Source organism: Streptomyces sp. NPDC059398 (genome assembly GCF_042751845.1).
In the GTDB taxonomy this organism is placed as follows: Bacteria; Actinomycetota; Actinomycetes; order Streptomycetales; family Streptomycetaceae; genus Streptomyces.
On the sequence record NZ_JBHYWP010000148.1, the window covers coordinates 1 to 13,857 of the forward strand.

At 68.8% G+C, this 13,857-nt stretch carries 14 protein-coding genes and 1 pseudogene; 7 read left to right on the forward strand and 8 right to left on the reverse strand.

Annotation, left to right across the window (positions count from 1 at the left end):
- From ACFXBC_RS33225 to ACFXBC_RS33240, 4 genes and pseudogenes are all read left to right on the forward strand, one after another.
- Positions 1-804 (forward strand): annotated as a pseudogene (locus tag ACFXBC_RS33225) (MFS transporter); the annotation flags it as partial.
- Between the two features lie 40 nt (positions 805-844).
- Positions 845-1,045, forward strand: coding sequence for a CopG family transcriptional regulator (locus ACFXBC_RS33230; RefSeq protein WP_385033182.1), 201 nt, complete (start codon positions 845-847; stop codon positions 1,043-1,045).
- Positions 1,042-1,422: a type II toxin-antitoxin system death-on-curing family toxin gene (locus ACFXBC_RS33235; RefSeq protein ID WP_385033185.1), complete on the forward strand. Its 381-nt coding sequence runs from the start codon at positions 1,042-1,044 to the stop codon at positions 1,420-1,422. Before ACFXBC_RS33230 ends, ACFXBC_RS33235 begins: the two co-directional genes overlap by 4 nt.
- A gap of 119 nt (positions 1,423-1,541) precedes the next feature.
- Positions 1,542-3,323: a DEAD/DEAH box helicase gene (locus ACFXBC_RS33240; protein ID WP_385033188.1), complete on the forward strand. Its 1,782-nt coding sequence runs from the start codon at positions 1,542-1,544 to the stop codon at positions 3,321-3,323.
- Between the two features lie 54 nt (positions 3,324-3,377).
- On the opposite strand, the gene ACFXBC_RS33245 is transcribed toward ACFXBC_RS33240, so the two are convergent.
- From ACFXBC_RS33245 to ACFXBC_RS33255, 3 genes are read right to left on the reverse strand one after another with little or no spacing between them, the layout of a single operon-like run.
- The gene (locus ACFXBC_RS33245) at positions 3,378-4,139 is read right to left on the reverse strand and encodes a contact-dependent growth inhibition system immunity protein (RefSeq protein WP_385033191.1); all 762 of its coding nucleotides are present in this window, start codon (positions 4,137-4,139) and stop codon (positions 3,378-3,380) included.
- Positions 4,140-4,187: 48 nt separating this feature from the next.
- Positions 4,188-5,357, reverse strand: a complete 1,170-nt coding sequence (locus ACFXBC_RS33250; RefSeq protein WP_385033195.1) for an RNase A-like domain-containing protein — start codon at positions 5,355-5,357, stop codon at positions 4,188-4,190.
- Positions 5,357-5,680 carry a hypothetical protein gene (locus tag ACFXBC_RS33255; RefSeq protein WP_385033198.1) on the reverse strand — a complete coding sequence of 108 codons (324 nt, stop codon included), beginning with the start codon at positions 5,678-5,680 and terminating at the stop codon, positions 5,357-5,359. The genes ACFXBC_RS33250 and ACFXBC_RS33255 overlap by 1 nt, the downstream gene beginning before the upstream one ends.
- 605 nt (positions 5,681-6,285) lie before the next feature.
- Here ACFXBC_RS33255 and ACFXBC_RS33260 point away from each other — a divergent pair.
- The gene (locus ACFXBC_RS33260; protein WP_385033201.1) at positions 6,286-6,927 is read left to right on the forward strand and encodes an IclR family transcriptional regulator; all 642 of its coding nucleotides are present in this window, start codon (positions 6,286-6,288) and stop codon (positions 6,925-6,927) included.
- Between the two features lie 238 nt (positions 6,928-7,165).
- Positions 7,166-7,954, forward strand: coding sequence for a S16 family serine protease (locus ACFXBC_RS33265; protein WP_385033204.1), 789 nt, complete (start codon positions 7,166-7,168; stop codon positions 7,952-7,954).
- Positions 7,955-8,059: 105 nt separating this feature from the next.
- Here ACFXBC_RS33265 and ACFXBC_RS33270 read toward each other — a convergent pair whose 3' ends face one another.
- From ACFXBC_RS33270 to ACFXBC_RS33290, 5 genes are read right to left on the reverse strand one after another with little or no spacing between them, the layout of a single operon-like run.
- Positions 8,060-9,043 carry a glycine betaine ABC transporter substrate-binding protein gene (locus tag ACFXBC_RS33270; RefSeq protein ID WP_385033207.1) on the reverse strand — a complete coding sequence of 328 codons (984 nt, stop codon included), beginning with the start codon at positions 9,041-9,043 and terminating at the stop codon, positions 8,060-8,062.
- Positions 9,043-9,951 carry an ABC transporter permease gene (locus ACFXBC_RS33275; protein ID WP_385033210.1) on the reverse strand — a complete coding sequence of 303 codons (909 nt, stop codon included), beginning with the start codon at positions 9,949-9,951 and terminating at the stop codon, positions 9,043-9,045. Before ACFXBC_RS33275 ends, ACFXBC_RS33270 begins: the two co-directional genes overlap by 1 nt.
- Entirely contained in the window at positions 9,948-11,249 is a 1,302-nt protein-coding gene (locus tag ACFXBC_RS33280) for an ABC transporter ATP-binding protein (RefSeq protein WP_385033222.1), read from the reverse strand. Before ACFXBC_RS33280 ends, ACFXBC_RS33275 begins: the two co-directional genes overlap by 4 nt.
- Positions 11,250-11,277: 28 nt before the next feature.
- A complete protein-coding gene (locus ACFXBC_RS33285; RefSeq protein WP_385033213.1) occupies positions 11,278-11,925 on the reverse strand; it encodes an ABC transporter permease in 648 nt (215 codons plus the stop codon).
- Complete coding sequence (locus ACFXBC_RS33290) at positions 11,922-12,440, reverse strand: Lrp/AsnC family transcriptional regulator (RefSeq protein WP_385033216.1); 519 nt, start codon at positions 12,438-12,440, stop codon at positions 11,922-11,924. Before ACFXBC_RS33290 ends, ACFXBC_RS33285 begins: the two co-directional genes overlap by 4 nt.
- A 144-nt stretch (positions 12,441-12,584) precedes the next feature.
- Between ACFXBC_RS33290 and hppD the strand changes: the two genes are divergently transcribed.
- A complete protein-coding gene (hppD, locus tag ACFXBC_RS33295) occupies positions 12,585-13,730 on the forward strand; it encodes a 4-hydroxyphenylpyruvate dioxygenase (protein WP_385033219.1) in 1,146 nt (381 codons plus the stop codon).
- Positions 13,731-13,857: the final 127 nt, after the last annotated feature.

The following is a 13,857-nucleotide window of genomic DNA, read 5'->3' on the forward strand; positions in this document are numbered from 1 at the left end:
GCCGATCCCCCCGTACCGCCCCCGCCCTTCGACGGGCGGCGCATCCGGCTCGCACTCGGGATCTCGGTGGGCGCCGGGCTGCTCCAGTACGCGGGCCAGGACCTGCGGTGGTTCTCGCTGGTCCCGGCCGTGGTGGGCGTGGCCATGCTGGTACCCGCCGTGCTGGGGCTGCTGCCCCGCGGTACCTGCCGGGCTGCGCGCGGGCTGCCTTCCGTCGTGCTGCTGCGCGGGGTGGCCGCCGGGTCGTTCATCGCGGCCGAGAGCTTCGTACCGCTGATGCTGGTCACCCAGCGCGGCCTCTCGCCGACGCTTGCCGGGCTCTCCCTGGCGGTCGGCGGCGGGACCTGGGCGCTCGGCTCGTATGTACAGTCCCGGCCGCGCATGGAGCCGTACCGGCAGCGGCTCATGGTCATCGGCATGGTTCTCGTCGCGGCGGCCATCCTGGCCGCGCCGAGCGTGCTGATCCACTCGGTCCCGGCGTGGACGGTCGCGGTGGCCTGGGCGTTCGGCTGCTACGGCATGGGGACGGTCATCGCATCGACGAGTGTGATGATGCTGAAGCTGTCGGCCCCCGAGGAGGCGGGCGCGAACTCGGCCGCCCTGCAGATCTCCGACGGCCTCTCGAACGTCCTGCTGCTCGCTGCGGGCGGCGCGGCCTTCGCGGCGCTGGGCGGGGGAGCGGTGGGCGCCCTGCACGACGGGGCCTCGGCCCCGCACCCGGCGGCGTTCGCCGCGGTGTTCCTGCCGATGGCGGCGGTGGCGCTGGCGGGGGCGTGGGTGGCGACCCGGCTGGGGACCGACTGACTGGTACCACTCTGACCCCACTCGTTGGTACCATATTGGTATGGCTATGAATCTGCGTCTCCGCGACGACCAGACCGAAGCGCTCAAGCTCCGTGCCGAGCAGGAGGGCACCAGCATGCACGCCATACTGCTCCGGGCCGTGGACGACTACCTGGCCAGGACCGCTCATGAGGCCCTCGTGCGCGAAACGGCCAAGGAGCAGGTCGCCAAGTGGTCCGAGCTGATGGAGCGGCTCAAGTGAGTCCCGTGTATCTGTCGGCTGACGACGGACTGGCCATCGCGGACCGTGCCGTCGACGACCAGGACATCGTCATCCGGGACGCCGGGCTGCTCGATTCGGCCGTGCACCGGCCGTCGGCGTCGATGTTCGGCCAGGAGGCGTACCCCGACCTGTTCGACAAGGCGGCTTCGCTGCTCCAGTCGCTGGCCATCAACCACCCCTTCATCGACGGGAACAAGCGCACGGCCTGGGTGTCCTGCGTCGTCTTCCTGGCCATGAACGGTGTGCAGCTGCGTCCGGACATCGACGCCGCCGAACGGTTGGTGGTCGCGGTGGCCGCGGGGCGTACGGAAGAGGTCAAGGAGATCTCCCAGGAGCTGCGCGCCTTGGCGGAGTGAGCCGGGTCTCATCGCGTACGGGTGGCGCCGTTCGCGCGAGGGCTCGATCGGGCCACAGGTAGGGTGGCCCGGTTGTCGTACCGCCGCCCCGTGCACCTCTGAGAACCGATTCGGAGACCGTGACTACTACCGCCTCCCACCACCTCTCACCCGCCTTCCCCGGCCGCGCCCCCTGGGGTACCGCCAGCAAGCTGCGTGCCTGGCAGGAAGGCGCTCTGGAGCGCTACCTCCATGAGCAGCCCCGGGACTTCCTCGCGGTCGCGACCCCCGGCGCCGGGAAGACCACCTTCGCGCTGACCCTCGCGTCCTGGCTGCTGCACCACCATGTCGTGCAGCAGGTCACCGTCGTCGCGCCGACGGAGCATCTGAAGAAGCAGTGGGCGGAGGCCGCGGCCCGGATAGGGATCAAGCTGGACCCGGACTACAGCGCGGGCCCGCTGAGCAAGGAGTACGACGGCGTCGCGGTCACCTACGCAGGTGTCGGCGTGCGCCCGATGCTGCACCGCAACCGCTGCGAGCAGCGCAAGACCCTGGTGATCCTGGACGAGATCCACCACGCCGGCGACAGCAAGTCCTGGGGCGAGGCGTGCCAGGAGGCGTTCGACCCGGCCACCCGGCGTCTTGCGCTGACCGGTACGCCGTTCCGCTCGGACACCAACCCGATCCCCTTCGTCACGTACGAGGAGGGCAACGACGGCATCCGGCGCTCATCGGCCGACTACACGTACGGCTACGGCAACGCGCTCGCCGACGGTGTGGTCCGCCCGGTGATCTTCCTCAGCTACAGCGGCAACATGCGCTGGCGCACCAAGGCGGGCGACGAGATCGCCGCCCGGCTCGGCGAACCGATGACCAAGGACGCGATCGGCCAGGCCTGGCGCACCGCGCTCGCGCCGACCGGTGAGTGGATCCCGAACGTGCTGCGCGCCGCCGACCAGCGGCTCACCGAGGTCCGCAAAGGCATCCCGGACGCGGGCGGTCTGGTCATCGCGTCCGACCAGGACACCGCGCGCGATTACGCCAAGATCCTCCGCAAGATCACCGGCGACCGGCCGGCCGTGGTGCTCTCGGACGAGAAGGCCGCTTCGAAGAAGATCGACCAGTTCGCCGCCGACGAGTCCCGCTGGATGGTCGCGGTCCGGATGGTGTCGGAGGGCGTCGACGTACCGCGCCTGGCTGTCGGTGTGTACGCCACCACCATCTCGACACCGCTCTTCTTCGCCCAGGCCGTGGGCCGCTTCGTACGCTCCCGCAGGCGTGGCGAGACCGCGTCGGTCTTCGTGCCGACGATCCCGATGCTCCTCGACTTCGCGAACGAGATGGAGGTCGAACGGGACCACGTACTCGACAAGCCCAAGAAGGGCAGCGACGAGGAGAACCCGTTCGCGGAGGAGGACAAGCTCCTCGCCGACGCGGAGAAGCTGGAGGACGAGGAGACCGAGGAGCAACTGCCCTTCGAGGCACTCGAATCCGACGCGGTCTTCGACCGGGTCCTCTACGACGGCGCCGAGTTCGGGATGCAGGCCCATCCGGGCAGCGAGGAGGAGCAGGACTACCTCGGCATCCCCGGCCTCCTTGAGCCGGACCAGGTGCAGCTGCTGCTCCAGAAGCGGCAGACCCGGCAGATCGCGCACAGCCGCCAGAAGCCGGCCGAGGAGGCCGACCTGCTGGAGAAGGCCGCCGAGGCCCGCCCGGTCGTCACGCACAAACAGCTGCTCGAACTGCGCAAGCAGCTCAACACGATGGTCTCCGCCTACACCCACCAGAGCGGCAAACCGCACGGCGTGATCCACACAGAACTGCGCCGCACCTGCGGCGGCCCCCCGAGCGCGGAGGCGACGGCGGGCCAGCTGAAGGAACGCATCGCGAAGGTCCAGGAGTGGGCCACGCGGATGCGGTGAGGCAGGTGCGCGGGGGCGGGAGGGGGCTCGGCATGCGCCCCGGCTTCCGATGCCCTACAGATGGGCGACGGCTCGTTTGTCGTGCGGTGGATATGCCGGGTTCCGGCCCGCTGGGGGCTGGTATCCCTCTGCTTCCAGATGGGCGTTGAGCCGCTTGGCGATGTGATCCATCCACTGTGTGTAGGTCTGGCCCTCTGGTGGCATGAGATCACACCCGAGGGCTTCGACTGCGGCTTCCACACATTCCTCGTCGGGGCAGATGGCGAGGAGTTCGGTGATCTCGTGAGCGGCAGCCGCTTTCTCGTGGTCCGCTTCGTGGGTTCCCGCATTGACGTATTCGTCCAGGACGATGTCGTACGGATCCTCGATATCCCGATGGAAACTACCGCCGAGCAGGGTGTTCAGATTCGGAAGGCGCTCGCACCACTCCCAGCTGGTTTCTGGGACTGCGGGCTCTGCTACTTCGCCGGCTTCGGTGAAGGCCGCCAGATGCGGAAGCATGGCGATGAAGCACTCTTCACGAGTTCGGTCCGGTGGGGTGATCATCGGTGGCATGGTGGCGAGGTTGGATGCAACATCGGCCTCGTCGAGTCCGTAGTGGAGCACGTCCATGATCTCGCGTGATACCCGGAAGGCCCGGCCTGGGTAGTACGTGGCCATCCGCAGATAGCTGCGCATAGCCTTGGACGGAGCCTCATCGGTATCGGTGTAAGCGTTTTCGTAGTTCACCGACGAGTACGCAAAAAGAAGCAGCCGCAGCTCCGGTAGCCACTCCGCCCACGGGGCATCGTCGTCGAAAATATCAGGTTGGGTCATTAGTTGTTCCTTCAGATGTCACTGCTCTTATGCTCTTGCGTCTGCCCGTCAAGCAACGGGATGGGTAGTGAGTATGTAATACCCTCCCGGAGCGCCCGGATCTGGTCTTAGGATGACGCGTACGCCCCGGGCCTCTCTGGAACCTTTACCGGCCTGCCAATCTGCACGGGAGAGTGATCGGCCGGTGACCTCGCCGGTATCCTTCACCTGGAAAGCCTTCGGAACTCCGCTTTTTTCGTTCTTCAGCCAGTTGCTGATCTCTTGTTTGTTGGCATCGATGGCCCGTTGGGAAAAGCGCTGGGCTTCACCGGTGTTCTTGAACGTCGACACACTTTTGATCTTTTCTTCCTTCGCCAGTCGATCCCCCATCTGCTTGTCGCTGCGGCCTACATGCTTGGTGACTCCATGGCCCCCGTACCCCTCGTCCTTGAGCGGGTCGGCCTCCCGCGGCTGTGGCGGCTTCGGGCCTCTCCGGCTGGCGCGATTCCAGGCGTTGTAGTCGCCCTTGGACATCGCTGCTATGAAGTCGTCGAAGCCCTTGTACGTCAGAGCCCCGCCGCCTGCGATGGCCGCGCCGCTGAGGATATTCACGGGAACGCCGGCAACAGCGCCGATTCCGGTGGCGTCGAGCGCGGCGCCGCCGAACTCGCCCCCGACGCCGACGGACATCAACCAGATGCCGACGGCACTTTCGAAGATGCCGGTGAGGGAATCCGGGCTGAAGGCGGCCTGCATGACGGTGGCGACGTCGGTGCCGGCGTCTTCGAGGGGGTCCGCCACCCACTTCTTCCACCAGGAGCGCTTCTTCGGTTCTGGTTTCGGGTCCGGCTTGGCGCGCGTGGTGATCCCATTGAACGCGTCGACCGGAGAGATTATTCCGTCACCGAAACTGTGAGGGCCTTTGGCATCGTCGAACATGCGTAGGCGCAACTTGATTTCCGCGGACATGAGGTGCAGTTCCGCGCCGAGCGACCCGGGCAGGCCCGCGAAAGCCGGGACCGGCGCGGTCGGTACGAGGACCCCGCTACCCGCAGAGGTCTCCTGGACGCGCTGAAGGTCCGGGTTGTGGGTGGCCCGCTGTCCGGGGTCGAGTGCCTGCTGCGCGTCGGTCAGGATCGAGCCGATGCTGCGGTGCAGCGCACCCGCACCGGCGCTCGCTCTCTCCAGATCCGCTGCGAGTTTTCCTACCTCTCCCGCATCGAACCCTCGGAAGCCCATCAGTGGCCGCTGTTGTGGCGGGAGGCGTGCTTCGCTCGCTCGTCGAGGTTCCGCGCTTCACCGTCCCAGCGCCGTGAGTCGGCGACGAGGTCGTTCGCCATCGTGTGGAGCGTGCGGCTGTGAAGCTGGAGCTTCGCGGTGGTGGATTCCGCGTAGGGCCCTCTCCATATCTCGGTGCGCCCCTTTCCCCTACCTGCTGCCTTCTTCGCCTCCTTGTCGAGATAGCTGCCAAGGCCATGTGCGGCGGTACGCGCACGCCGCGCCGCCGAACGGAGCGTCTCGGCGCGCTTCTTCAGCTCGGCCGGTGTCTCTGACTCCCCCATGTCGTCCCCCTGCTTATGAGCGAATACGTGTCGTGCGCGGTGTTGGGCAGTGCCTCAGCCCGCGGTTGATCGTAGGACAACGTAAAACGCCGCTGCCGGTGCGCAGTGGGACCGCAGTCGGCATTCCCACTCCACTGGTCGGTCTGAGCGCTGGATCCAGCCAACAGGCCATCGGGTTCCGCCGGTTGGGGGTGGGGCCGGCTAACCCTCCGGGTCTGTCGCGGTCCGCCCGCTCGCACCTCCGGGGCGCTGAGCGGGCGCCGGGAGAGAGGGCGCGCTGCCGGTACGCGGGAGACCCGGCGGAGAGTAAAAGCTAGGCATAAAAAGAGTGAAGGCAGGGGAACGCGATTCGGTCACGTACTGCGGTCATTCCGTTACAAATGGGCCAAACGTCGCACCGACTGCCCGGATTCTGGACTTACCCTTCCGCTGAGCGGACCGGCTCGCTACTGTCCCGGCAACGCATACGCCCCGTGGCAGAGCCGCCTCGGAGCGCAGCCGGTGCCCTGGCCTGCCGGCGGCCGCTGCGCGCGCGTCGCCGACGGGAACCGGTGACGTGACGTTCGTGGTGAGCCGCCGCGACTACCACGTAAGGAGTGGGCGTCGTGACCGCCGAGACTTCTCAGACGCTCGACCGGGGACTCCGCGTCCTCAAACTGCTCGCAGACACCGATCACGGGCTGACCGTCACCGAACTGTCCAACAGGCTCGGGGTCAACCGCACCGTGGTCTACCGGCTGCTCGCCACATTGGAGCAGCACACCCTGGTCCGCCGCGACCTGGGGGGCCGTGCCCGGGTCGGGCTCGGTGTGCTGCGCCTGGGCCGGCAGGTGCATCCGCTCGTCAGGGAGGCTGCGCTGCCCGCGCTGCGCTCGCTCGCCGAGGACATCGGGGCGACCGCGCACCTCACACTTGTCGATGGTTCGGACGCGCTCGCCGTCGCCGTCGTCGAACCGACGTGGACGGACTACCACGTGGCGTACCGGGCGGGCTTCCGCCATCCGCTGGACCGGGGCGCCGCCGGGCGCGCGATCCTCGCCTCCCGGCAGGGGCTGCCCGACGGGCCCGGCTACACGCTCACCCACGGGGAACTGGAGGCCGGTGCCAGTGGCGCCGCCGCGCCGCTGGTCGGGGTGACCGGGGTGGAGGGGAGTGTGGGGGTGGTCATGCTCGCCGACTCGATACCGGAGCGGGTGGGGCCGCGTGTGGTCGACGCGGCGCGGGAGGTCGCGGAGGCGTTGCGGTGACAGGGGGGTGGTGACGTGGGGCGGTGACATGGGGCGGTGCGGGTGGTGTGTGGCGCGGTGCGGAGATGTGAGCTGCCCGGTGTGCACGGGGCTCTGCCCCGGACCCCGGTCCTCAATCTCCCCCGGACTCCGTCCGGGGGGACCCCCAGGACGGGCTTGATTTGGCCGGGGTGTCGCCGGACGGGCTTGATTCGGCCGGGCGGGCGGGCCGATTTGCGGTGCCCGATAGATTGGGGCGGTGCTCCTCCGTGATCCGCGCTCCCGTGTCCTCGCCGTCTGTGCCGTTCTGCTGCTCGCTCTGCTCGGTACGGCCGCCTTCGCGCCGCTGCCGTTCTCGGTGGCGCAGCCGGGGCTGACCGCCAACGTGCTCGGTGACGACAAGGGGCAGCCCGTGATCAGCGTCTCGGGTGCTCCCGTACGGAAGACGTCCGGGCAGTTGCGGATGGTGACCATCGAGGCGACCGGGCCGTCCACGGACGTGGATCTGGGGCAGGTGGTCGACGGCTGGTTCCGTACCGACCGGGCGGTCATGCCGCGTGACGCGGTCTATCCGGGCGGCGGCAGCGACAAGCAGATCGAGCAGCACAACCTCGACGAGATGAAGGGCTCGCAGGACGCCGCGACCGAGGCCGCGCTCTCGTACCTCGGTGACAGCTCCAAGAAGGTCAAGGTGGTGCTGCACCTCGCGGACGTCGGCGGCCCCAGCGCCGGGCTGCTCTTCTCGCTCGGCATCGTCGACAAGCTGGACGGCGACGGTGCGGGCAGCGACCTCACGGGCGGGCGGACCATCGCCGGTACGGGCACGATCGACGCCTCGGGGAAGGTCGGCGCGGTCGGAGGGGTGGCGCTGAAGACGCAGTCCGCCGCCCGCGACGGGGCCACCGTCTTCCTCGTCCCGAAGGCCGAGTGCGCGGACGCCAAGTCCGGCCTTCCGCACGGCCTGCGGCTGATCCCGGTCACCACGCTCAAGGGCGCGGTGTCGGCCCTGGGGGCGCTCAAGAAGGGCGGGTCCGTGCCCAGCTGCTGAGCAGCCTCCCCGCACTGGTCGTCCCGTCGTCCCGCACCGGTCGGCCCGTCCCGCGCCGGTTGCCCCTCTCGCACCGGTCGCCCCCCCTCTCGCGCCGGTTGCCTCTCACCCGTTCCTGATGAAGCCCTCCTTGATCAGCCAGGCCTTCGCCACCTCGTGCGGGTCCTGGCCCTCCACGTCCACCTTCGCGTTCAGCTGCTGTGCGATCTGTGTCGTCAGCTTCTTCGTGATCGGGTTGAGCACGTCCGCGATGGCCGGGTGCCTCTTCATCGCCTTCGTGTACATCTCGGGCGCCGCGTTGTAGTTGGGAAAGAACTTCCTGTTGTCCGCGAGGACCTTGAGCCCGAGGTGGGGGATGCGGCCGTCCGTCGTGAACACCTCGCCCAGGGTGCAGGTGCTGCCCCGGGAGACCTGGGTGTAGACCACACCGCTGTCCATCTTTTTGATGTGCGACTGCGGGATCGAGAAGCCGTATGCCCTCTCCACTCCGGGCAGCCCGTCGTTGCGTACCGCGAACTCCGCCTCGACGCAGACCGTCGCCGCCGACGGGTTCGTCTTCGCCAGCCGTGCCACGTCGGATAGGTCCTTGAGGTGGTACTTCGCGGCGTTCTTCGCGCTCACCGCCAGTGCGTACGTGTTGTTGAGCCGGGCGGGCGGCAGCCAGGTGATGCCGTTCGCGAGGTCCGCGTCATGGACGGCCTGCCACTGCTTCTGCGGACTGGCGATGGGCTTGGTGTGGCCGAGGTAGGTGATCCAGGCCGTGCCCGTGTACTCGTACATTCCGTCCGCCGAACCGGACTTGACCGCCTCGCGCGCGCCGATCGACCCCTGGATGTCCGTCCGGTCCAGGACCGAAGCCCCCGCCGCCTTGAAGGCAAGGCCCATCATCTCGCCCAGGATGATCTGCTCGGTGAACTGCTTCGACGTGACCGTGAGGTTCGCGCCCTTCAGCGGCAGCCCCCGGCCGATCGACCCGGGCTTCACATCGTCGACCATGGGGCTTCCGCTGGTGAGCCCGCACCCCGAGAGCGCGGCCGCTGCCGCCAGGACCCCGGCCCCGGCCGCCGCGAGTGTCGTACGTACCCGCATCACGTCTCCAGCCCGCGCGGCCGCAGCAGCACCTCGGCGATCGACGCCAGCCAGTCCACCAGCAGCGCCAGCGCCACGGTCAGTACGGAGCCCAGGATCAGCACCGGCATCCGCTGGTTGGTGATCCCCGCGTTGATCAGGTCCCCGAGGCCGCCGCCCCCGCCGAACGTGGCCAGCGTGGCGGTGCCCACATTCAGTACCAGCGCCGTCCGCACCCCCGCCAGGATCAGCGGTACGGCCAGCGGCAGTTCCACCCGCAACAGCACACCGGGCGCCGACATCCCGATGCCCCGCGCCGCGTCGATCAGGCCCGGGTCGGTGGCGCGCAGGCCCGCGATGGTGTTGCTGAGCACCGGCAGCACGGCGTAGATGGTGATCCCGATCAGGGCCGGCTCCCGGCCGGTGCCGAGCCAGATCACCAGCAGGGCGAGCAGGCCGATCGCGGGCGTCGCCTGACCGATGTTGGCCAGCGCCACGACGTACGGCGAGGCCCTGCGCAGTGCGCGGCGGGTCAGTGCGATACCGAGCGGGATCGCGATGATCAGTACGAAGAAGGTGGAGATCGCGGTGAGCTGGACGTGCTGCCACAGGGCGGTCTGGGTCGCGTCGTGGGCCAGCGAGTTCCGCGAGATCGAGTCCAGGTGGATATGGGTGATCCAGATCAGCGTGGCGCCGACCACGACGGCCAGCAGCACCGGCATGAAGAGCAGCTTCAGCCAGGTCAGCCGGCGCACCGGCCGTCCGGGCGGCCGGCGCGCCGCGGTCAGCCCCTGCCGGGTCTCCTCGGCCCCCGCCTCCGCCTGCTCGGCCAGTCCTTCCTGTTCGGCCTGCTCGTCGCGGAACGCCAGCCCCCGGACCTCGTGTTCACCGTCGGGACGCTGCGGCGGGCGCCGGCCGCCGGAGCTCACGACGGGTCCTCCCGTACGCCGGCCGTCCCACCGCCGGAGATCCCCTCCTGGAGCGCATGGGTCTGCTGTGCCCGCTGATCCGCCAGGCCCTGATCGTGCTCCAGAGCCGCGAGCCGGTCGGCCTCCAGCATCTCGTGCACCGAGTTCATCAGCGTCTCCATGGTGACCACGCCGATGAACTCGCCCCTGCGGCCGGTCACCGGGACCCGCCCGCCGCTGTCCGTCAGTACGGCCTCCAGCGCGTCGCGCAGCGTCGCGTCCCGGGTCACATGGTCGTGTACGAGTGTCCCGGCCCGCGCCAGTGAGCCGCGCGCCCGCATCAGGTCGCCGCGCCGCAGCCACTTGTAGGGGCGGCGGTGTGTGTCGAGCAGCAGCACCTCGTTGGTACGGCCGGTCCGCAGCAGGGTGAAGATGGACTCCAGCGGGTCGTCGATCGTCGCGGTCGGGAAGTCGGCGATCTCCACCTCCCGTACCCGGGTCAGATTCAGCCGCTTGAGCGCAGCGCCCGCCCCCACGAAACCCGAGACGAAGTCGTCGGACGGGTTGGTGAGGATCGCCTCGGGGGTGTCGAACTGGGCGATGTGCGACTGCTCGCGCAGCACCGCGATCCGGTCGCCGAGCTTGATCGCCTCGTCGAAGTCATGGGTGACGAAGACGATCGTCTTGTGCAGCTCGTGCTGGAGCCTGATCAGCTCGTCCTGGAGGTGGTCGCGGGTGATGGGGTCCACCGCGCCGAACGGCTCGTCCATCAGCAGGACCGGCGGGTCGGCCGCCAACGCCCTTGCCACCCCCACCCGTTGCTGCTGGCCGCCGGAGAGCTGGCGCGGATAACGGCCGTGGTACTCACGCGGGTCGAGCCCGACGAGGTCGAGCATCTCCTCGACCCGGTCCCGCACCCGCTGCCTGGACCAGCCGATCATCTTCGGTACGAGGCCGATGTTGTCGGCGACCGTCATGTGCGGGAAGAGGCCGGAGGACTGGATCGCGTAACCGACCTTGCGGCGCAGCTTCACCGGGTCGATGCCGGTGACGTCATCGCCGCCGATCCTGATCACCCCGGACGACGGCTCGATCAGCCGGTTGATCATCCGCAGCGTCGTGGACTTGCCGCACCCCGAAGGGCCCACCAGGATCACGATCTCCCCGGCCGCGATGTCCATGCTGACGCTGTCCACGGCGGGCAGCGGGGTTCCCGCGTACTGCTTGGTGAGGTTCTCCAGCTGGATGGTGGCACCGGTGACGGCGTTCTGCTCCGGTGGCTCCGCGGGGTCCGGGCGCGCCGGTCCGGCCCCGGACACCGACCCTGGACCTTCGTACGGCGCGTGGTCAGACACGGATCCCCCTCGAAATGGTCAGGCGCCCGATCAGGACGTACGCGGCGTCGAACAGCAGCGCCAGGATGATGATCCCGAGCGTTCCGGACAGCACCTCGTTGAGCGCGTTGGCGCTGCCCAGGCTGGAGATCCCCCGGAAGATCTGGTTGCCGAGGCCGGGCCCCGACGCGAAGGCGGCGATGGCGGCGATCCCCATCAGCATCTGGGTGGCGACCCGGATGCCGGTGAGGATCGGCGGCCAGGCCAGCGGCAGTTCCACCCGCAGCAGCCGCCGCAGCCGGGACATCCCGATCCCGGTGGCCGCGTCGACCAGGTCGTCGTCAACGCCGCGCAGCCCGACGATGGTGTTGCGGACGATCGGCAGCAGCCCGTACAGCACCAGGGCGATCATCGTCGGCGCGACACCGAGACCCACGATCGGGATCAGCAGACCGATCATGGCGAGCGAGGGGACGGTGAGGATCGAGGAGGTCGTCGCGACGGCGACGTTGGCCGCCCACTCCGTGCGGTACGACAGGACCCCGATCACCACCCCCAGCGCGGTCGCGATGACCATCGCCTGGAACACCGCGCTCGCATGCTGGCCCGCGTCCACCAGCAGCTGCGGGTAGCGGTTGCCGAGGTACTGCCAGAAGTTCACTCCTCGGGGCCCCTTCCTCGGCCGGCCTGCTCCACCAGCGGGATGATCCGCAGCGGAACGGGGTTCTCCATGACGATCGCCGTGGAGGCGCGCACGATGCCATCGAAACCCACCACCAGGTCGATCACCCGTTGAAGATCCGCGTTCGACCGGGCCACCAGGCGGCAGAGCATGTCGCCGTGACCGGTCGTGGTGTGCAGTTCCAGCACCTCGGGCACCCTGCTCAAGTGGGCCCGCACATCGGCCCCTTGGCCCTGTTTGATCTCCAGCGTCGCGAAGGCCGTCACCGGATAGCCGAGGGCGGCCGGATCGACGTCGGGGCCGAATCCCCGGATTACTCCATGCGACTGGAGCCGGTCGAGTCTGGCCTGTACGGTCCCGCGCGCCACACCGAGCCGCCGCGACGCCTCCAGCACCCCGATCCGGGGCTCACGGGCCAGCAGCACGATCAGCCGGCCGTCCAGTCCGTCGATGCCCGCACCCGAACCCGTACCCATGCCCGTCCCCACGCCCATGCTTCGCTCCCGTCGGTCACGCATGCCACTGTTCTGTGGTCACCCTGTACAGATGGACCGCCCATCCTGGTCTTCTACTGCACAGATTGCCCAGCAAAATCGTGAACTATTGCGCACCTTGCGATACGGCGGGATGCTTCTGCCATGACTGAGACCACCCAGCACACCCCGGACACCGCGCGTGAGGCCGACCCCTTCCCGGTGAAGGGAATGGACGCGGTCGTCTTCGCCGTCGGCAACGCCAAGCAGGCCGCCCACTACTACGCGACCGCCTTCGGTATGAAGCTCGTGGCCTACTCCGGACCGGAGAACGGCAGCCGCGAGACCGCCAGTTACGTCCTGACGAGCGGCTCGGCCCGCTTCGTGTTCACCTCCGTCATCAAGGCCGCGACCGACCACGGACGCTTCCTCGCCGGCCATGTCGCCGAGCACGGCGACGGCATCGTGGACCTCGCCATCGAGGTGCCGGACGCCCGCGCCGCGTACGCCTACGCCACCGCGCACGGCGCCACCGGCCTCCAGGAGCCGTACGAGGTCAAGGACGACCACGGCACGGTGGTCCTGGCGGCCATCGCCACCTACGGCACCACCCGCCACACCCTGGTGGAGCGCAGCGGCTACGACGGTCCCTACCTGCCCGGGTACGCCGCCGCCGACCCGATCGTCGAGCCGCCCGCCCGGCGTATGTTCCAGGCCATCGACCACTGTGTCGGCAACGTCGAACTCGGCAAGATGAACGAGTGGGTCGCCTTCTACAACAAGGTCATGGGCTTCACCAACATGAAGGAGTTCGTGGGCGACGACATCGCCACCGAGTACTCCGCGCTGATGTCGAAGGTCGTCGCCGACGGCACGCTGAAGGTGAAGTTCCCGATCAACGAGCCGGCGGTCGCGAAGAAGAAGTCGCAGATCGACGAGTACCTGGAGTTCTACGGGGGCGCGGGCGTCCAGCACATCGCGCTGGCGACGAACGACATCGTGGGTTCGGTCCGGGCCATGCGGGCGGCTGGCGTGCAGTTCCTGGACACGCCCGACTCGTACTACGACACGCTGGGGGAGTGGGCGGGCGAGACCCGCGTCCCCGTGGAGACCCTCCGCCAGGAGCGGATCCTCGTCGACCGCGACGAGGACGGCTACCTGCTCCAGATCTTCACCAAGCCGGTCCAGGACCGGCCGACGGTCTTCTTCGAGATGATCGAGCGGCACGGGTCGATGGGCTTCGGCAAGGGGAACTTCAAGGCGCTGTTCGAGGCGATCGAGCGCGAGCAGGAGCGGCGCGGGAACCTGTAGCGGGCCGTGGGCCCGTATCGGGTCGTGGGCGCGTAACGGGTCGTTGGCCTGTGCGAACCGTGGACCCGTAGCGGGTCGCTAGCGGGCGGGCGCGTGGTGGGCGGGGGCCGGATACCGTATCCGGCCC